Annotated in this window: 16 protein-coding genes; 6 read left to right on the top strand and 10 right to left on the bottom strand. The window is 41.4% G+C overall.

Annotated elements, in window-relative coordinates:
* Positions 1-51: 51 nt before the first annotated feature.
* Both FTU36_RS03640 and FTU36_RS03635 read right to left on the bottom strand, forming a co-directional pair.
* Complete coding sequence (locus FTU36_RS03640) at positions 52-1,416, bottom strand: MFS transporter (RefSeq protein ID WP_180002751.1); 1,365 nt, start codon at positions 1,414-1,416, stop codon at positions 52-54.
* Between the two features lie 155 nt (positions 1,417-1,571).
* Complete coding sequence (locus FTU36_RS03635) at positions 1,572-2,657, bottom strand: DUF475 domain-containing protein (protein WP_180116824.1); 1,086 nt, start codon at positions 2,655-2,657, stop codon at positions 1,572-1,574.
* Between the two features lie 207 nt (positions 2,658-2,864).
* On the opposite strand from FTU36_RS03635, the gene tenA reads away from it, so the two are divergent.
* Entirely contained in the window at positions 2,865-3,530 is a 666-nt protein-coding gene (tenA, locus tag FTU36_RS03630; protein ID WP_180022380.1) for a thiaminase II, read from the top strand.
* A gap of 111 nt (positions 3,531-3,641) precedes the next feature.
* Here tenA and FTU36_RS03625 read toward each other — a convergent pair whose 3' ends face one another.
* From FTU36_RS03625 to FTU36_RS03615, 3 genes are all read right to left on the bottom strand, one after another.
* On the bottom strand, positions 3,642-4,364 hold the full coding sequence (locus FTU36_RS03625; RefSeq protein WP_180116823.1) for a hypothetical protein: 723 nt from the start codon (positions 4,362-4,364) through the stop codon (positions 3,642-3,644).
* Between the two features lie 189 nt (positions 4,365-4,553).
* Entirely contained in the window at positions 4,554-4,892 is a 339-nt protein-coding gene (locus FTU36_RS03620; protein ID WP_180002743.1) for a GlpM family protein, read from the bottom strand.
* A gap of 134 nt (positions 4,893-5,026) precedes the next feature.
* Positions 5,027-5,410: a hypothetical protein gene (locus FTU36_RS03615; RefSeq protein ID WP_180002741.1), complete on the bottom strand. Its 384-nt coding sequence runs from the start codon at positions 5,408-5,410 to the stop codon at positions 5,027-5,029.
* A 179-nt stretch (positions 5,411-5,589) separates the two neighbouring features.
* Here FTU36_RS03615 and uvrA point away from each other — a divergent pair, with 179 nt between their 5' ends.
* Both uvrA and FTU36_RS03605 read left to right on the top strand, forming a co-directional pair.
* The gene (uvrA, locus tag FTU36_RS03610) at positions 5,590-8,421 is read left to right on the top strand and encodes an excinuclease ABC subunit UvrA (protein ID WP_180025908.1); all 2,832 of its coding nucleotides are present in this window, start codon (positions 5,590-5,592) and stop codon (positions 8,419-8,421) included.
* Positions 8,422-8,480: 59 nt separating this feature from the next.
* The gene (locus FTU36_RS03605; protein WP_180025907.1) at positions 8,481-8,993 is read left to right on the top strand and encodes a hypothetical protein; all 513 of its coding nucleotides are present in this window, start codon (positions 8,481-8,483) and stop codon (positions 8,991-8,993) included.
* Positions 8,994-9,387: 394 nt separating this feature from the next.
* Here the strand turns inward: FTU36_RS03605 and blaOXA are convergent, their stop codons facing one another.
* Positions 9,388-10,239 (bottom strand): class D beta-lactamase, encoded by an 852-nt coding sequence (gene blaOXA / locus FTU36_RS03600; protein ID WP_180025906.1) that lies wholly within the window; start codon positions 10,237-10,239, stop codon positions 9,388-9,390.
* Between the two features lie 201 nt (positions 10,240-10,440).
* Here blaOXA and FTU36_RS03595 point away from each other — a divergent pair, with 201 nt between their 5' ends.
* Positions 10,441-11,250 (top strand): toxin-antitoxin system YwqK family antitoxin, encoded by an 810-nt coding sequence (locus FTU36_RS03595; protein ID WP_180116822.1) that lies wholly within the window; start codon positions 10,441-10,443, stop codon positions 11,248-11,250.
* 59 nt (positions 11,251-11,309) lie between these two features.
* Here FTU36_RS03595 and FTU36_RS03590 read toward each other — a convergent pair whose 3' ends face one another.
* Positions 11,310-13,016: a diguanylate cyclase gene (locus tag FTU36_RS03590; protein ID WP_180073371.1), complete on the bottom strand. Its 1,707-nt coding sequence runs from the start codon at positions 13,014-13,016 to the stop codon at positions 11,310-11,312.
* A 1,099-nt stretch (positions 13,017-14,115) separates the two neighbouring features.
* Here FTU36_RS03590 and omp33-36 point away from each other — a divergent pair.
* Complete coding sequence (gene omp33-36 / locus FTU36_RS03585; RefSeq protein ID WP_180088765.1) at positions 14,116-15,018, top strand: porin Omp33-36; 903 nt, start codon at positions 14,116-14,118, stop codon at positions 15,016-15,018.
* A gap of 57 nt (positions 15,019-15,075) precedes the next feature.
* Here the strand turns inward: omp33-36 and FTU36_RS03580 are convergent, their stop codons facing one another.
* On the bottom strand, positions 15,076-15,771 hold the full coding sequence (locus tag FTU36_RS03580) for an ion channel (protein ID WP_180116821.1): 696 nt from the start codon (positions 15,769-15,771) through the stop codon (positions 15,076-15,078).
* Between the two features lie 254 nt (positions 15,772-16,025).
* Between FTU36_RS03580 and FTU36_RS03575 the strand changes: the two genes are divergently transcribed.
* Positions 16,026-16,400 carry a hypothetical protein gene (locus FTU36_RS03575; RefSeq protein ID WP_180116820.1) on the top strand — a complete coding sequence of 125 codons (375 nt, stop codon included), beginning with the start codon at positions 16,026-16,028 and terminating at the stop codon, positions 16,398-16,400.
* An 88-nt stretch (positions 16,401-16,488) separates the two neighbouring features.
* Here the strand turns inward: FTU36_RS03575 and FTU36_RS03570 are convergent, their stop codons facing one another.
* Positions 16,489-18,204, bottom strand: a complete 1,716-nt coding sequence (locus FTU36_RS03570; protein ID WP_180002715.1) for a cation acetate symporter — start codon at positions 18,202-18,204, stop codon at positions 16,489-16,491.
* A gap of 1 nt (position 18,205) precedes the next feature.
* On the bottom strand, positions 18,206-18,538 hold the full coding sequence (locus FTU36_RS03565) for a DUF485 domain-containing protein (RefSeq protein ID WP_078190540.1): 333 nt from the start codon (positions 18,536-18,538) through the stop codon (positions 18,206-18,208).
* Between the last annotated feature and the right edge of the window lie 4 nt (positions 18,539-18,542).

The raw sequence follows: 18,542 nt of genomic DNA, 5'->3' as shown, positions 1-18,542 counted from the left end.
CAGACGTATTCTTCCTATTTGTTTCTATTATTTACTTTATAAGAGTTATGGTTAAATGGCTACCTCTTTCCCTAACAAGTGCGTTAAATGTTGTCGCGCAGATTCATCCATCTGCTGCTTATCCACTTTTACATAAGCCACTTGCTGGTCAGACATCACCACAACTTCTTCAATACCACGAATTGCTAAAAGCTGAGAAGTCCATTCATCCGTTTCTTTATCTTCAGGCAAACTGAAAACCATAGACGATAAATAACGCGGCTGAGCCAACCCAAAACTAATGATCAACCATAAAATGGCTAGCCCTGTCAGGATGCCCCATCCCATTGCCGTATCATTTAGCAACAAAAGTTGCCCGCCAATCATACCACCAAAAAATGCCCCCAGAAACTGACTGCTGGCGTTCACGCCCATGGCTGTCGCTTTAGACTGAATTGGAGCCGCTTTCGATAACCATGACGGTAATAATGCTTCCATCACATTAAATGCAATAAAGAATAATCCTAAGCCAGTAAGCAGAATATATTTAGATTCGAAACCAAAAATTAAGATGCCCAATCCTAGAATAATGCCACCAATGGCGGTCAAGAAAATGCCACGCATTTTGCGATATTTTTCCGCCAGAATAATGCTCGGAAAGGCAAAAAACAGGCTCACGACCAAAAGCGGCAAATATACCAGACCATGCGAATGCAAGGGAATATTGGCGAAGTCAATCAACTGAGATGGCACATAAATAAACATCGCTGTGAGTAGTAAATGCAATGCAAAGACTGAAACGTGCAACCGATTTAGATCAGGCATTTTCAGCACTTGCTTCAATTGCGTCAGATAACCTTGTTGGAAATTTCGGTGATGACGCGTCACTTTCGGCACCAACAGCAACATCGCAATCGCAGCAAGTCCCATGATGGTGGTCACCCAAAATAAACCCGAGATACCGACTAAACCTGTGAGCCAAGGTCCAAGGCTAAATGCCACCACAAAGGACAGACCGATACTCATCCCCATCATCGCCATGGCTTTAGTGCGCTGTTCTTCACGTGTGACATCGGCTAACAAAGCCATCACTACCGCAGACACAGCGCCACCACCGGCTATCGCACGCCCGATAATTACGCCATAGATACTATCGGACATTGCTGCAATTGCACCGCCTAAAGCAAACAACAGCAGCCCAATGACCACCAACGGTTTACGGCTATAACGGTCTGCAATCAGACTAAACGGGATCTGTAATATCGCTTGGGTCAACCCATAGACACCAACCGCCAAACCAATGAGTGCCGGTGTTGCCCCTGCATATTGCTGACCTGCCACAGAGAAAACAGGAATAATCATGAACAGCCCCAGCATACGTAAGGCGAAAATACTACTCAAAGCAAAAGTTGAGCGTCGTTCAAGAGCATTCATCATAGCTGGTTAAAAATTCATTAATCTTGGAATGGGATTATAGGACATTCAGCTTAAAGCGAAGCAGGATTTTTATTGATTTTAAATATCCTGATGATTGGACAAATAAAAAGCGCAGCTGATGCTGCGCTTTTTGGGAGATTTCAGGCAAATTTAAATTAGCCTAGACTTTCTTGGCGCTTTTTATATTGAATTGAGGCAATCACCGCCCAAACAATAAATGCCACACCAATCAGACCCGTTACCACTTCAGGGACATGCAGACCTGTGCCACTCGCCAACATAATGAAGGCCAAAGCACCAATCGCATAATGCGCACCATGTTCAAGGAAGATATAAGCATCTAAGGTGCCTTTATCCACCAAGTATATGGTCATCGAACGCACGAACATAGCACCAATAGCAAGACCGAGCATAATGATTACCACATCAGAGGTAATCGCAAATGCACCAATCACACCATCAAAACTGAATGAGGCATCAAGTACTTCAAGGTAAAGGAAACCACCAAAACCTGCTTTGATCACGCCCGTCGGTACGCCATTTGCGTCATGTCCAACCGCATTACCGTTTTCATCAACTTCAGGTTCACCACCCAATAAATGACTCAGTACTTGGACACCGATATACACCACGATCCCCCAGATACCCGCCATCACTACCGCTAGACGAGAGACTTCGGCCACGTTTGCTGCCATTACCAATAACGCAATTAGGGCAATAAACACGGACATCGCAGGAACGTTTGCAAGATTGGCCAAACGGCGCTCTAACCAACGGAACCAATGGGTATCTTTCCCTTCATCTAAGAAGAAGTTCAGGAACACCAACAATAAGAAAGCACCACCAAAGGCCGCAATTTCTGCATGATGTGCCATCAATTTTGCAGAGTATTCAATTGGATTATTCAATGCCAATTGCACCACTTCCATAGCGCCCATGTCAGCCGTTACAGCAACAATGACGATTGGGAAAATCAAACGCATACCGAATACAGCAATCACGATCCCGACAGTTAAGAAAATCATTTTCCAGAAATGATCCCAACCACGGAGTACCGATGCATTCACTACAGCGTTATCAAATGACAATGATACTTCCATCACTGCCAAAATTACAGTAATGGTCAGTGCTGTCAGCATGGCTTGCACACCTGCATTTGGGCCATGATTCAGACCCCAATATGCAGAAATGGCAAGACACACGATCGTAAAGACGATTGAGAAACCAAAATGTTTCATCATGATAGATCGACCTATTCATTCAATAAGATTTCAAAATGAGGGAATACCCAGTTTGAAGCTAAGTTTATGGCGCAATTATGCCGCTTTTCAGGATTGAAACCAAAAATTATTCGTTACATTTTGAATAAACACTCTAAGATGGAGGCTCTCAATTACATCGCATCATGGTGTAGACCCGTCTTTCATTTTTAACGACAGGAATGTTCAATGCGTTTTTCTGAAGAAGTTTGGCAACGTAATACCGCGTTATATCAGCAGATTCTCCATCTACCGTTTAATCAGGAATTGGCTCAGGGCAGCTTAAGCCGCGATGCCTTTTGCCACTATGTCATTCAGGATGCCCATTATTTATTGGCCTATGGTCGTGCGCTTGCAGTGTGTGCAGCCAAGGCGTTTGATGCCGACGATGTGATTCAGTTTTCTGAAGCGGCAAAAATTGCCATCGTGGTGGAACGCAGTCTGCACAATGACTTTATGCAAGGTTTCAACATCAGCAAAGAACAGTTTGAAAATACTCCACTGACCCTTGCCTGCCATCATTACACTTCATTTCTAACAGCGACAGCATGGTCAGAAAGTTACCCTGTGGTCCTTGCCTCACTCCTGCCTTGCTTTTGGATCTATGCTGAAGTCGGCAAAGCCATTGTCAGCCAATCTGTGCCGAATAACCCTTACCAAGCATGGATCGACACCTACTCAGGTCAAGACTTCAACAGCGCTGTACAAAATGTGATTCAAACCATTGATCGAGTGGCGGCTCGCTGTGATGCAGATACACGTGAAAAAATGCATGCGGCTTACACGAACGGCGCAAAATTAGAATGGATGTTCTGGGACAGCGCGTATCAACAGCGGACTTGGCCCATTGAATAAACCTGTGATTTTAGCTGTATAAAAATTTAAGGATCTAAAATTGCTTTTAGATCCTTTTTTTATACGGTTGGATTCGGTTTTTAGAATGACCTTGCATGATCATTTTAAGCATTAGCGTTTAAAACGATACCATCCGAGGAAAACCCCCATCGCAATAATCACCAAAAAAATCGCAAAACGTGCTTCACGCAACTCACTGCGTGCTGCTTTGCGTTCCTGCATCTCTTCTGAATGAAATTGTGATTTGACCATCGGATCTAGTTGAGCAATAGCCAATAAATCTTTGGGCTTTTCACCTTTGCCTAAAATGAAATAAAGCCCTTTGACTTGCATTTCATTGAGTTTTCCCAGTTCAATATTCAGTTGAGTAGCTTGTGCATTATAGTCAGGCACCCAATCTTCTACGCGGGCATATACATGGGCACGACTAATATCAAAGATTGATGCATCCTGCACTTTCTTGCCAGTTTGATCTTCCAGTTGTTCACTCAAATCTGAGAATTGGGACAGTACATAGTCTTTTTTCTGTGCCAACTGTACACCATCAAAAGCATACTCTTGTATTTTTTGTGCAGGATTATTTTTCAACAATAAACCTTGCGGAACGACTTTAAAGTCCAGAACAGTATTGTCAGGGACTTGGTTGGTTTGCAGTACCATATAGACCACAGACCATAGCTGTTCATTTTGCCCGACCGCAGGCACGCTCACGCTATAACGCTGCTCGGCTACCGGGTCAATAAACTGTTCAAACGCGAGGATTTGACTGTCTTCAGCCCACAGGATTTGACTTGAAAACATGAGGCAGATGATCACCCAAAATTGTTTTAACATTATTTGCTCTTATCATGATTATTTGCTGTTCTGGCAGAATTATAATTAATTATTCAAATACTTACATTTTAAATCACACATTTAGTGATTGGAAATTCATCATAATTTAATACAAATCTATTGTTTTATAAATGATCTAGAACCGATAAAAAGTTAATCTGAAACAGCATCGATATAGGCTTTTGATGCTTACTGAAAACTCTGCCATGCATAAATCAAAACAGCCGCAGCAAGCACCCAACTCAAAGTTGCTACACTCAAACATGCCGTTAAGCTCAAACGTGTTGCGAGCAGGTACACCATCAATAAATAAATGAAATATGGGATGAGAGACCAGAGTCCAAACAGCGCAGTTTTTTGTAATGCGGCTGCACCCTGATCATTTGCCACAATTACATGAGCAATCAACGCAAAAGTCGGAAACAATGGAACCAAACCTGCAATATAAAACACCTTACTTTTAGACAGCAAAGCAATTAATACCACAACAAAGGCACCCATTAAGCTTTTGAGAAATAAGGACAACATGGCATTCTATGGTTTCGATAAAACTGCATTTTACGCCTTTTCTGCGATAGTCCTGAGATTTTCTAATGCATTTTTATGCGCATAGCACAGGAGATTTAAACGATGAACTTAAAACAGTCATAGTGCCGTGATCTTTATGCACCTTTACACCATAGGCTAGATGTAAAGCGCGCTTTTTGTTGCTCAGCCATTTGCTTAAACTGCGCTTGAACTTTTAAATCTTCAGCACTCATCAAATGTTGATTGTTTTCAACAATTGCCAAAACCAAATCAAACTGTTGAGGAATTTTTTCGCAAGCCAGATGCTTTTTTTCAGCTTCTGTTTTGGCTTGACCTAATTTTGCAATATACAGATCAATTTTTTCACTTTCGGTATTCAGCGCCAAAGTTGCTTGTTCTAAGCTGTCATAATTTTGCGCTTTCGGTGTTTGGTTCGGGGTACATGCACTCAAAAACACACTACACATCAATAAACCCATCACACCTAATGTTGGATTGAGATGAAGTTGCCATTTCATGTTAAAAGTCCTAGATTGCTGATTTGCGGATGTTTTAGGGCATCGGCACAGACAGCTATATTTTGATTCGGCCATTTTTCTCACAAAGTCACGCATAAATCTAGGTTTAAATTACACTTGAACATTTTTCATGCGCTATCATATATAGGTTTTTCGATGAATCTTTTAGGACCCCTTGCATGAGCCAAAGCCATATCCGTATTCGAGGCGCACGTACCCATAACTTAAAAAATGTGTCACTCGATATTCCACGCGACAAGTTTGTGGTCATTACGGGTCTTTCTGGTTCAGGGAAGTCCTCTTTGGCTTTTGATACCTTGTATGCTGAAGGTCAACGTCGCTATGTTGAGTCCTTATCTGCCTATGCACGCCAATTCCTTTCGCAAATGGAAAAGCCCGAAGTTGACTCGATTGAAGGCTTGAGTCCTGCGATTGCCATCGAACAAAAATCAACGAGCCACAACCCACGCTCAACAGTGGGAACAATCACCGAAATTTACGACTATTTACGTCTACTCTATGCCCGTGTCGGCACGCCGTATTGTCCTGAACATGACCTCCCGATGGTGGCTCAGACTGTGTCTGAAATGGTCGATACCGTCAAAGGTCTAGAAGAAGGCACGGCGCTTATGTTGCTTGCCCCTGTGGTCCGTGACCGTAAGGGTGAATACACCAACTTATTTGAACAATTACAAGGTCAAGGTTTTGTCCGTGCGCGTGTCGACGGTGAAGTCATTGATATTGATACTCCGCCTGAACTCGACAAAAAGAAAAAGCACACCATCGAAGTCGTTGTTGACCGTTTTAAAGTTCGTGATGACCTCGGTAACCGTATTGCAGAAAGCTTTGAAACTGCACTACGTATGGGTGGCGATATTGCCATTTTGTCGTGGATGAAAGGCGAACAAGAAGATCGCGTATTTTCTGCGAAACACTCTTGCCCTGAATGTGAACGTGCCGTTGGTGAACTTGAACCACGGCTATTTTCCTTCAACAATCCATTCGGTGCATGCCCTGTTTGTGATGGTTTAGGCACACGCAGCCATTTTAGTGCTGACAAATTGATTCCCAATAATGAAGTTTCGATTAGCCAAGGGGCAATCCGTGGTTGGGACCGTCAACGTCCGTATTACTACAGCATGATCCAAAAAGTTGCCGATCATTTTGGTTATTCTCTAGACACACCGTGGAATGAACTCGATGCCGAGACCAAAAAGAAATTCCTTTATGGTACAGGCAAGGAAAAAGTTGACCTCAGCTATATTGATGAACGTGGTCGTTCGCACAAACGTGTGCAAGCCTTTGAAGGGATTCTACCTCACCTAGAGCGTCGCTATCGTGAAACAGAGTCGAACTATGTGCGTGAGGATTTAGCACAGTATTTATCCAATGCCGCATGTGATGCTTGCGGTGGCTCACGTCTCAATGAAATTTCACGTCATGTTCGAGTTAAAGATAAAACCATCGCGCAAATCACCAAGATGTCGATTGGCGATGCTGAAAGCTATTATCAAGACCTCAACTTAAGTGGTGCCAAAGGCGAAATTGCTGACAAGATTTTCAAAGAGATTCGTGAACGTTTGCACTTCCTAGTCTCTGTCGGTTTGAACTATTTAAGTTTATCGCGTTCGGCAGAAACACTGTCGGGTGGTGAAGCTCAGCGTATTCGTTTGGCTTCGCAAATTGGCGCGGGCCTGATGGGCGTAATGTACGTGCTGGATGAACCCTCTATTGGTTTGCATCAGCGTGATAATGACCGCCTATTGGAAACCCTAGTACGTTTGCGTGACTTAGGTAATACCGTATTAGTTGTAGAACATGATGAAGATGCGATCCGTGCCGCCGACCATATTATTGATATTGGCCCCGGTGCAGGTGTGCATGGCGGTCATGTGATTGCCGAAGGGACGTATGATGAAATTTTGGCAAATCCAGATTCATTAACTGGTCAATATCTATCAGGAAAGCTCAGTATTGATGTGCCGAAAACACGCACACAACCGCCAAAACCTGAAGAGCAAATTAAGTTAATGGGCGCTGCGGGTCATAACCTGAAAAATGTCGATTTGACTATTCCTTTAGGTGTGATGACCTGTGTGACAGGTGTATCAGGTTCAGGTAAATCGACGCTGATTAACCGGACATTATTGCCGCTTGCAGCGACTCAATTGAATGGTGCAACCACATTAACGGCTGAGAAATTTGATTCGATTGATGGCTTACAGTTCCTCGATAAAGTCGTTGATATTGACCAAAGCCCAATCGGTCGTACACCACGTTCAAACCCTGCAACATATACCGGTTTGTTTACCCCTATTCGTGAACTGTTTGCGCAAACCCCTGAAGCCAAAGCACGTGGCTATGCTGCAGGTCGATTCTCGTTTAACGTGAAAGGCGGTCGCTGTGAGGCCTGTGAAGGCGACGGTATGATTAAGGTTGCAATGCACTTCTTACCTGATATGTATGTGCCTTGTGATGCCTGCCACGGCAAGCGCTATAACCGCGAAACGTTAGAAGTTGGCTATAAAGGTCGTAACATTTCTGATGTCTTAGAAATGACGGTTGAAGATGCGATGCATTTCTTCGATGCCATTCCTGTGATCCACCGTCGTTTGGAAACCTTGAACCAAGTGGGCTTGGGCTATATCCGTTTGGGTCAGTCTGCAACCACACTTTCAGGTGGTGAAGCGCAGCGTGTCAAATTGGCTCGTGAGTTGGCGAAGCGCGATACAGGCAAAACCTTGTATGTGCTTGATGAACCAACAACTGGTCTACACTTCCATGATATTGCCAAGTTGCTCGACATCCTGCATGAGCTGCGTAATAAGGGCAATACCATTGTAGTGATTGAGCATAACTTGGATGTGATTAAAACTGCCGATTGGATTGTGGACTTAGGCCCTGAAGGTGGTGCGGGTGGCGGTATGATTATTGCCGAAGGTACACCTGAAGTTGTTGCGAAGAATAAAGTGTCGCATACAGCGAAATTTTTAAAGCCGATGTTGAAATAAGATTCTCTTTCCTTTAAGTGCATGATAAAACGGTGATTCATTCACCGTTTTTTATTTATATGACTTTATTAGAGATAATTGATACAGCCGTAAAAATTGGTTTAGGAGCACTGATAACTGGCGTAATTACCTACTTAAATCAAAAGGCAAATATTTCAGCATCAGTAGCAAAAGATAACCTTCTATATAATCGTAATTTATTGACCAATATTTCCAAAGATCTCGAGGAAATAAATCATCTCGTTTTAAAAATTTGGGCAATTTTTGAATTTGAAACAAAACAATCTCAACCAGCTCTTAATGAGATTTCAGACAGACTTAAACCTCTAAGACACGCACTTTTTAATGACTTTAATTTACTTAGCAAAAATGAAGGTTTACTTCTTTTACATGGATATATTGAACAACAAGAAAAGCTAAGAATTTATGGCGAATTACTCAGAAAATTTAACGCTTATACACTTTGTAAAAATGGATCTATCAATGTTGAAACAACTGCTCAATATAGATTTGAAATTTTAGAAGCTAGAAAATCACTTTATACGAGCTTAAACAAAGCCATTTCTAAATAAATTCTTGTTCTTCACAACATTCAATCACATGACGGCGACATGGATGTCGCCCGTTTGACTGGGACAGCACGGATGTGCCCTCAGTCAAACAAAAGCATTTTGCCTACTTTTGTGCTTTCAAAAGTGGGAATCTCCTACGCAATGGAAACTCAGCCCCAATGCAAAGTGAGGACGTTTAGAAAGCATATTTTTTGAAAATAATCTTAACTAAATCCATCCACAAAATTCGTACCATCATTTTATACATTCAACAGCAACCGTTCGGACTTACCTTCAACCAAACAAAAGCATTTTGCTTATTTTTGTGCTTTCAAAAGTATGAATCTACTACGTAATGGAACTCAACCCCAATGCAAACTCAAAACTCAAAACTCAAAACTCAAAACTCAAAAAATTAACGTAAATAATGAAACACACCTAACTTATCCAACACATCCAACGTCAACTGCTTACGCTCCGCCACATCATCCCCTGCAGCCATCTGCATATTCAAACTAAACGCTGTAATCTTGCCATGACCATCATCTACCCAACCGGTATACCACCCAACTTGCGGCTCTACATCCATACCCCAACCACTTTTGGCATATAACTTCGCATCCCCACGGCTTTCAATATAAAGCATGTCTTTGACTTGCTTCTGTACAACAACATCAAAAGGCAAGGTTTGTGTGGCAAGTTGATAAGCAAATTGGACTTCTTGCTCGGGCGTGATTTTCAGCGGCCCGACCAACCAGAAGTTATCAACTTGCTGGCCAATATTACGATTTCCAAAACCTAACCGTTTAACTTCCTGTTGCATTAACGCCAAGCCAATTCGCCTTGCCAGTTCCTGATATACAGGAACCGCAGACGCTTGCATGGCTTCACCCAAAGTCAGGTCTTTTTCCCAAGTGGGAAACGCACGCTTTTCGCCATTCCATTTAAAAACTTCATTGGCTGTCGCCTTCTGATGCTGCAAACCAATTAAAGCATTTAACATTTTAAAGGTAGATGCAGGAATGTATTCAGTGTGGGCGCGCTGTAAGTCATTGCCATAATGGCTCATGCGCTGACCATCAAATGTGACAATTACCGCCTGTGTCTGTGCTTGATTAAATAAAGACGGAATTTCACTCACCCGTGAATTTGCTAAATTGGCTTGAGCGGTTTGTTTTAAGTGTTGAGATGAATCCAACATGCCTTCATTTGCTGTACATGCGGACAAACTCAGGACAGTCATCAACGATAGATATATTTTTTTCATTGCACTATTTTTATGGTATTTAAAGCCCATAGTATAAGATGAAGTTCAAATCTGAATTGTTTACTTTTCAACAGTCTTGTATCTGTTGCAAACTTAGCGCATCCACTATTTATTTTTAAACAAAACATCCTTATGATGACGCCTATCGTGGACTCAACAACGAATAATTTTTAATTTTTTAAATATAAAAGCATACTAACAATGAATAAATTTATCTTAAGTTTCAGCCTCTTATTATGTCCAATATATAGCTTTGCCGATGGCTATCTAAACGAATACATGGTGCTGTTTGTCTCACAAGAAGACCCCGATCTTAGCCCATGGAAAGATAAGCCGCAATGTAAAGCCCTCAGTACCCCGACTCAACACAAAGGAATCTTTGAAAATCAATATGTCTATGCCAATGGCAATGCCCTGACCACCATCTTTCTGAGTAATAGCAAAATTAAAAACGGTGAATGTGAACATTTAATTCACTTTCCAGATGGTATTCAAGGCTCAGGCGTATTTGAAAGTTTCTTCCCCAACGGCAAATCCCGTAGCCGCATTGCTTATAAAAATGGGGAGTACGAAGGCAAACTCGAGTTTTGGTTTGCCAATGGGATAAAAGAGCAAGAAAGTAGCATCATCAATGGTGAGTCGCAGGGGGATTACAAAATTTGGCATCCGAATGGCCAACTGGCTTTTTCTCAAAATTATAAAAATGGGATCGAAAATGGCCTGCGCCAACGCTGGTATAGCGATGGTAAACCATGGACCTATGCCAATTTTCAAAACAATAAACTGATTGGCGAGCTGAAAATGTGGTTTGAAAACGGCAAACTAGAACGCCAAGGTTATTATCGTAATGGCGTTCGTCATAACAGTTATAAAATTTGGTATGACAATGGGCAACCTGAAGCGGTGCTTCAGTACGATTTAGGCAAAATTACCCAAGCCCAGTGTTGGAATGAAGATGGTAGTCAAATGAACCAACAAGCCTGCAATAAATTATATAAAGATGAAGATTAATTGATTTTTCTAGCTAACTTTATGAATCTGCCAAGATATTTATGAATATCAAGCTGCGTTTAGGCTGAAACACGGTCACGCCCCGCAGCTTTGGCTTTAAATAATGCTTGGTCTGCGCGCTCTAATAAATCGATCCAGCTTTTGGCACCCACTGCAACACCAATACTCACCGTCACGATGAGATCTGCTTCGTCTTCTGCCAAATTGAAATTCACATGCTGAATATCATGCCGTATGGTTTCGGCAATGTGCTGGGCTTTGAGCATATCAATCCCCTCGATCAGGACTAAAAACTCATCTCCACCATATCGCACCACCAAGTCGGATGAACGAATATGTTGTCGTAATTGATTGGCAACATGTTGAATCACCAAATCGCCGACAATATGCCCATAGCGATCATTCACCTGTTTAAAGTGATCAATATCAATCACGATCAGTGCTGTATGTAAAAAGCCTGAATTTTGGCTGTCGCGAAATTTAATATATTCATCTAAGGCAAAACGATTGGCGACATTGGTGAGTGAGTCAGTATTGGCAATATGTTTAAGCTGAAATTCAAAGGCATCACGTTGTTCCAACATGTTTTCAATATGCTGAATGGCATCAAATAAACTGAGATAACCTACTTTGGCAGGTTCAATCACGCCTTGATCCATTTGTCGGTGCCGAGCCAGTTTAAATAACTGATTACGAGCACGAATTAAAGGTTCAAACACCCATTTCTTGGCATAGAACATCGTTAATAATGCAGTCAGTAATGACACGAGCGAGACAAAAAGCGTGAAAATCAATTTATTTCGCGCTTCACGTTGTTCATCCGCAGCTACTTTGAGACTGTAATCTAAAATATAACTTTGCAATTCCACCACTGTGACAAATTTATTGACCATTACATCAGTGAGCTGGGTGCCATCCATGTGATAACGCTGATGTTGAAGACTTTTTTGAGCCAAACCATCAATAATTGGCAAACCTTTATCTAAAAATTCCGTTCGTACCGCATGATGTAACTGTTTAAACTCGGGTGTTTTGTCATGTTCGGACTGCACGACATTGATCAATTCCCATAGATAGCGTGTTTGACGCTGGGTTTGTAAACTCCGCGCTAAATTTTGCTCTGGAATTTCCTGTTGAAATGATACCGCAGCCATAATATTTGATGCGACTCGTCCCGCCTGATCACGTAATTCTGCCAGTAATAAAATCAGCGTGTAATAATTCGATACACGGGTATCTTTACCATGTGAATGATTGACCAATTTCTGCATGGCAATATAGCTTTGATCCCAAGCTTGGAACATCGCCAAAATGGCATGATCCAATTTTTTAGCTTCACGCTGTTGTGTCGGCAGCGCAATATATTGATCGACCGTTTTGCGACCCTGCAACAAATATGGATATAAATTGGACTCTAACTGCTGGGCGATCGGTGCAAAGCCCGTTTCTTTTAAAACTTTCAGTGTATCTTGATATTGCCGATCAACGCCTTGACGATATTCAGCCAACTCAATAATTTTTTGCTCGCGCTGTTCACCTTGACTCGACATTGCACTGTTAGCTGGCGCACGTTCACGAGAAATTTGGTTGGTTAAATCTGCCACCATTTTTAGCATCTGAATTTCTTTCAGCGCTTGAGCATTTTTGAGGTAGTTTTGATAACTGCTCACAATCAGTGGAACACTAATAAATACGATAGACAAGACGATTACTAGCATCGCAAGTTGCAAGCGCTTACTAATATGCTCTGTTCGTAATGTTTCCATCTATTTTATGCCCCACACTTGTTGCATACCCCAACCCACTTATCAACTAAACGCGGGAATATTTAAATTAATGATCAATAATTTATTAATTTATAAAATGAACATTTATACAGCTAAATTCTATACAAATGTGTTGAATCTGTCACATTTTTATCATTTTAAAACGAGATAATTTGCTAAAAAACAGCAACATATTTGAAAGGAATAAATTTTTTTATGAACTTGCTTAAATAAATATTTACAATTGCAATAAATTGGTGCAGAATGCACCGTATTAGGGCACACTAAATTTCTTCCTCAGCAGAATATTTTAGTTTCCCGAAAATTTTGGCTAAAAAATCCTGATTTTCCATGAAAATCAGGATTTTTTTTGTCTGGACCTACTGAACTCGATGATAAATTCAATAATATATGCACCATAAAAGGGCATTTATTTTTATTCCATCTCCGTTTTATCTATAATCTTTGCGGTAAAGTTCCATTTTTAGACAAAAAAAAAGCCCAACCTTGGGGAAAGCTGGGCGAATAAAAAACAAATGATGGAGAATCAGGGTCAAAGTCACACTTTTAAACTGTGTGACGACTCGATTGGCAAATTATGAATCAAATAAAACCTGATGTAAAGCCAAGTATTTCACAAGGATATTAAATTTATCACTAAGATATTCATTTAAGTGAATTAGACCTCAGATTTAAAACAAAAACGTCCATTTACTATGCAAATAAACAGTTTTTGCCCAACAATTCGGCAGTCAAAGCCGCAATTTATCGCTTCAAATGCGTGAAAAGCGTTAGAATTTGCCCTTCGTATTAAATGTTATTTTAAATAAAAATAAATACATTGATTGTTATTTCAGATTGAAAAGTTGTGTATTTTTTCAAGTGTATTTTTTTAATTAAGAATTTAATCAAACTTACTTAATTGTTCTCAATGATTTTTTTTCAGTGACTTATTAGTTAGAGTAAAAACTGAATTTCTTATTATGAAATAAAGATCTGAGTCAGAGACTGAATAATAACCTTTAGGATCATTGACTTAATATATTGTTACAATACAATGCTCAATGTTTAATCCATTTGTAACAACTGGTAGAAAATCATGAAAAAACTCGGTTTAGCCACTGCTTTATTATTAGCCATGACCGGTGCTCAAGCTTACCAATTTGAAGTTCAAGGCCAAGCAGAATACATCGACACAACTACAAATGACAAAGATTTCATTGGTGGTGTTCAAGGTACTTACTACTTCAAAAATGTTGACTCTACAAAAGGTCCTTTAGCAGAAGCTGCATTCTTAAACCAAGCTTCTAACGTAGCTGTTGCTTACAACTACGGCGAAGTTGGTTCACAAGGTGTTGACGTAGTTGCTCATAACTTTGGTGCTAAAGCTGAAGCTTATGTTCCAACTAAAGTTGTTCCTGTATATGCAAGCGCGTCTTACAGCCACACTATTTTAGATTCTAAAAACCAAGTATCTAAAGAATTAGAAGGCAATGGCGACCGTTATGCATTAGAAGTTGGTGCGCTTCCAACTCAAAACTTCTTAGTTGCTGTTGGTTACACTAGCGTTGCTGACCAAGCTGCTGTTGACGCGTTCAACGTTATGGGTAACGGTGTTGCTAAAGCTGCTGCAGAAGCTGCGACTATTGGTCAAGACCAAGACGCAATCACTGCACGTGCTAAATATGTTGGCGCAATCGACGACACTAACATGGCAATTGGTTTCGAATCAGGCATCATCTACGGTGATGACACTGCTTACCAATTCAAAACTGATCTTTTCGTAACTCCTAAATTAAGCGTTGGTGCTTCTTACGCTGAATCTAGCTTTGCTGGTACTCCAGACTCAGCTTGGGGCGCGAACGTAAACTACTTCATCACTCCTGCTGTTGCAGTTGGTGCTAGCTATGTAAATGCTAACTATGAAGCAGCTAAAGCGACTGAAACAAGCTTTATCGGCGACACTCAAACTGTTGGCGTAAACGCTAAATTCCGTTTCTAATTCATATTAGATCCTGAAGACAAAAAGGACGCATTTGCGTCCTTTTTTTTCCTGCCATTATTTGTCTTTGGGCTCATGGAGTTCCGGTAAATGGGCAATATATTGCAATGCAATTAAGCGTGAAACGATGAGAGCCAAATACATCACCCCACAGAACATTTGAAGCATAGCCAAGACCCGTGCAGGCGCACTCACAGGCATGAGATCCGACAAGCCCGTGGCAGACTGCAAACTAAAACTTAAAAATAATAAATCTAACCACGACTGCATGCCCGGCTCTGCAGGATTTACAAAACTATCCGGATAAATCAGCTGACAAATACTATAGAGAAAAGCAAAACCCCATGCGATGAGGGTAAATACTGCCCCTGCTGCAAAAAGTTCATCTTTGGTTAAATAGCGATCGGCAAACATATAGCGTAATAAGCCATAGGCTGCACTAAAATACGCACAGGCTTCAAAACCATGCGCAATAATTTGAATATTCGGATGATTTACACCGAGCATAATCAAAGTAGAAAACAATACGGCGCAGCCAACAAAACTCAGTCCTAGAATCGTAAACATCGGTGTTTGGCGAATCACTTTGGCAATGATCAATAGTACCGACACCCCAAGTACCCAAATTAGCGCACGAAAAGACAGACTTTCTCGGGTAATCGCGGTTAAAACCAAGATCAGAAACTGCACCAGTAACAGCCATGCTGAGGGTAAAAGTCTAAAGCTTCTCCAAAAATCCACGAATCCTTGCATTATGTTCAATCTCTATATTTTTTTATCATGCGCTGAAATGATCAATCTGAAGCATCATCAACTGATTGATTTTAAATTAGCATGAAGCAAGTTTCTTCTACTGCAAAGATTTGTTGAGCGTGTCCTGAAAAACATCACATATGCCTACTGTTCTGCCTCAGTTTTTTTATCACCTATGAGCCTCAAAAAGCCTATTGTAAGTTTCAGCATTCAGGCGCACATTTAAAGAAATCTCCTGCGTGGTAGATTTCATTATGAAAAAACATCTCGTATTTGCTCCCCTCTGTCTGCTCATGCTCGCTGCCTGTACACAAGACAGTCCACTCCTCAAAGGCCATGAAAATTATGTGGGGACTTGGCAAAACAACCACAGTGAATTAGTGATCAAATCGTCGGGCGAAGTGACGTATTACCATCAAGAACATACTGAAAAAAGTATTGCCAACCAAACCTTCAGTGGTGCTGAACAGTCGCGAATAAAAGCCCATTTGAGCAGTTTTGGTGATCAGAGCTTTAGCATCGGTCAGGATAATTTCTCTCAACAATTCACCATTCAGCGCTCGCCTTATCAAGATGATCAAGGCCATTGGAAAATGTCGATCAATGGAGAAAATTATACACGCAAATAGGACAGAGATTTGTCTACAAACCTCTGCGTCATATCATTCACTAAATATAAAAAAAGCCCCTTATTAGGGGCTTTTTAGGCGATTCAGATTAGTGATCTGAAGCACCAGAGATACCAATACCAGTTTGTGAACGTACATACTGTGCATCGAATGCTTTACGCTCAGCTTGTGCTTGTGCTGAATTATCAGTCACAGAGAACAACCAGCAGCAGATGAATGCCAATGGCATTGCAAAGATAGCAGGACCATTGAATGGGTTAATTGGTGTTTCAGAGATTGCGAATGTATCTACCCAAACTGCTTTAGATAAGATAATTAGGGTCACTGCTGTAAGCAGACCTACTAAACCGCCAATCACTGCGCCGCGAGTGGTCAAGCCTCTCCAGAACATAGACAATACAAGTACTGGGAAGTTTGCACATGCTGCTACAGAGAACGCCAAGCCAACCATGAATGCAACGTTTTGTTTCTCGAACAAGATACCTAAAATCATCGCGAAGATCGCAAGACCTAAAGTCGCGATTTTAGACATACGAAGTTCAGATTCTGGCGTTGTTTGACCTTTCTTGAATACGTTTGCATACAAGTCATGTGAAATAGCTGAAGCACCAGACAATGTTAGACCTGCAACAACTGCAAGAATCGTTGCGAATGCCACCGCTGAAATGAAGCCCATGAACAAATCACCGCCTAATGCATCAGATAAATGCACCGCAGCCATGTTGTTACCACCAACAAGCTCTAGCTTGCCAGTTACCGCCATTTTTGCAACATCAAGGAATTGTGGGTTGTTTGAAACGTAAAGGATCGCACCAAAACCAATGATGAAAGTCAGTAGGTAGAAGTAACCAATGAAACCTGTTGCTACAACCACTGATTTACGCGCTTCTTTGGCATCTTTAACCGTGAAGAAACGCATTAAGATGTGTGGTAAACCTGCTGTACCGAACATTAATGCAAGACCTAGAGAGATCGCATCAATTGGGTTCGCAGCCAATTTACCAGGCCCCATAATATTGCCCGCTTCTGCCAAAGTCACTTCGTGAACTTTAGAGAAAACTTGAATAGATTGTGAGAACATTTCAGAGAAGCTGAAGCCCACGCCCTTCATGACCATGAATGCCATGAACGTTGCGCCAGAAAGTAGCATCACTGCTTTAATGATCTGTACCCAAGTCGTTGCCAACATACCGCCGAAGATTACATACGCCATCATCAGCAAGCCAACAATCACAACCGCAATGTTGTAGTTTAGACCGAATAACAATTTGATTAACTGGCCTGCACCTACCATCTGTGCGATTAGGTAGAACGCTACAACCACCAGCGAGCTCATTGCTGCCAATGTACGTACTGGTTTTTCAGCCAAACGGAACGATACAACGTCAGATAAGTTGAATTTACCTAAGTTACGCAGACGCTCTGCTACTAAGAACAATACAATTGGCCAACCCACCATAAAGCCCAATGAATACAGCAAGCCATCAAAGCCTGAACTGAATACCATTGCGGAAATACCGAGGAACGATGCTGCTGACATATAGTCACCGGCAATCGCTAGACCATTTTGGAAACCTGAAATACCACCACCAGCAGTATAGAAATCTGCAGTGTTGGTAGTTTGTTTTGCAGCCCATTTAGTAATTAGCAGCGTAAAACCTACAAAGATGGCAAACATGATAATTGCGTGCCAGTTGGTCGCTTGCTGCTGTGCTTCACCTAAATCTGGTCCTGCCATTGCCATGCTTGACATGAGCAGAGCGGGAGCCGCCAGTGCTGTTGCTTTCAATGAATTCCATTTCATCTTAGTGAAGTCCTTTTTCTTGAGTAATTGCTTCTACTTCACGCATTGCTTCTTCGTTTAATGCATCTAATTTATTATTTGCAATGTACGAATACACACCACAGAGTAGGAATGACAATACAATAATGCTCAAACCTAATGGCATACCAATCGTGGTTACACCACCACTCACGGATTGCATCAAGAACTCTTTGTTATAGCCCACAAGTAGCATGAAGCCGACATAGACCACCAACATGATGATCGTCAAAGTCCAGCTCAACTTACTTTTACGGCTAACCATTTCCTTAAATTTTGGATTCTGTAGAATTTGTTCTACCTGTCTCTCATCCATAATG

The sequence above is a fragment of the Acinetobacter sp. YH12096 genome, assembly GCF_013419215.1.
GTDB classification, from domain to species: Bacteria; Pseudomonadota; Gammaproteobacteria; order Pseudomonadales; family Moraxellaceae; genus Acinetobacter; species Acinetobacter amyesii.
This window is presented reverse-complemented; position numbering and strand designations above follow the sequence as displayed.

Coding starts and splice junctions, on each gene's coding strand:
- FTU36_RS03640 (WP_180002751.1), bottom strand. CDS start 1,416: ATGATGAATGCTCTTGAACGACGCTCAACTTTTGCTTTGAGTAGTATT.
- FTU36_RS03635 (WP_180116824.1), bottom strand. CDS start 2,657: ATGATGAAACATTTTGGTTTCTCAATCGTCTTTACGATCGTGTGTCTT.
- tenA (WP_180022380.1), top strand. CDS start 2,865: ATGCGTTTTTCTGAAGAAGTTTGGCAACGTAATACCGCGTTATATCAG.
- FTU36_RS03625 (WP_180116823.1), bottom strand. CDS start 4,364: ATGTTAAAACAATTTTGGGTGATCATCTGCCTCATGTTTTCAAGTCAA.
- FTU36_RS03620 (WP_180002743.1), bottom strand. CDS start 4,892: ATGTTGTCCTTATTTCTCAAAAGCTTAATGGGTGCCTTTGTTGTGGTA.
- FTU36_RS03615 (WP_180002741.1), bottom strand. CDS start 5,410: ATGAAATGGCAACTTCATCTCAATCCAACATTAGGTGTGATGGGTTTA.
- uvrA (WP_180025908.1), top strand. CDS start 5,590: ATGAGCCAAAGCCATATCCGTATTCGAGGCGCACGTACCCATAACTTA.
- FTU36_RS03605 (WP_180025907.1), top strand. CDS start 8,481: ATGACTTTATTAGAGATAATTGATACAGCCGTAAAAATTGGTTTAGGA.
- blaOXA (WP_180025906.1), bottom strand. CDS start 10,239: ATGAAAAAAATATATCTATCGTTGATGACTGTCCTGAGTTTGTCCGCA.
- FTU36_RS03595 (WP_180116822.1), top strand. CDS start 10,441: ATGAATAAATTTATCTTAAGTTTCAGCCTCTTATTATGTCCAATATAT.
- FTU36_RS03590 (WP_180073371.1), bottom strand. CDS start 13,016: ATGGAAACATTACGAACAGAGCATATTAGTAAGCGCTTGCAACTTGCG.
- omp33-36 (WP_180088765.1), top strand. CDS start 14,116: ATGAAAAAACTCGGTTTAGCCACTGCTTTATTATTAGCCATGACCGGT.
- FTU36_RS03580 (WP_180116821.1), bottom strand. CDS start 15,771: ATGCAAGGATTCGTGGATTTTTGGAGAAGCTTTAGACTTTTACCCTCA.
- FTU36_RS03575 (WP_180116820.1), top strand. CDS start 16,026: ATGAAAAAACATCTCGTATTTGCTCCCCTCTGTCTGCTCATGCTCGCT.
- FTU36_RS03570 (WP_180002715.1), bottom strand. CDS start 18,204: ATGAAATGGAATTCATTGAAAGCAACAGCACTGGCGGCTCCCGCTCTG.
- FTU36_RS03565 (WP_078190540.1), bottom strand. CDS start 18,538: ATGGATGAGAGACAGGTAGAACAAATTCTACAGAATCCAAAATTTAAG.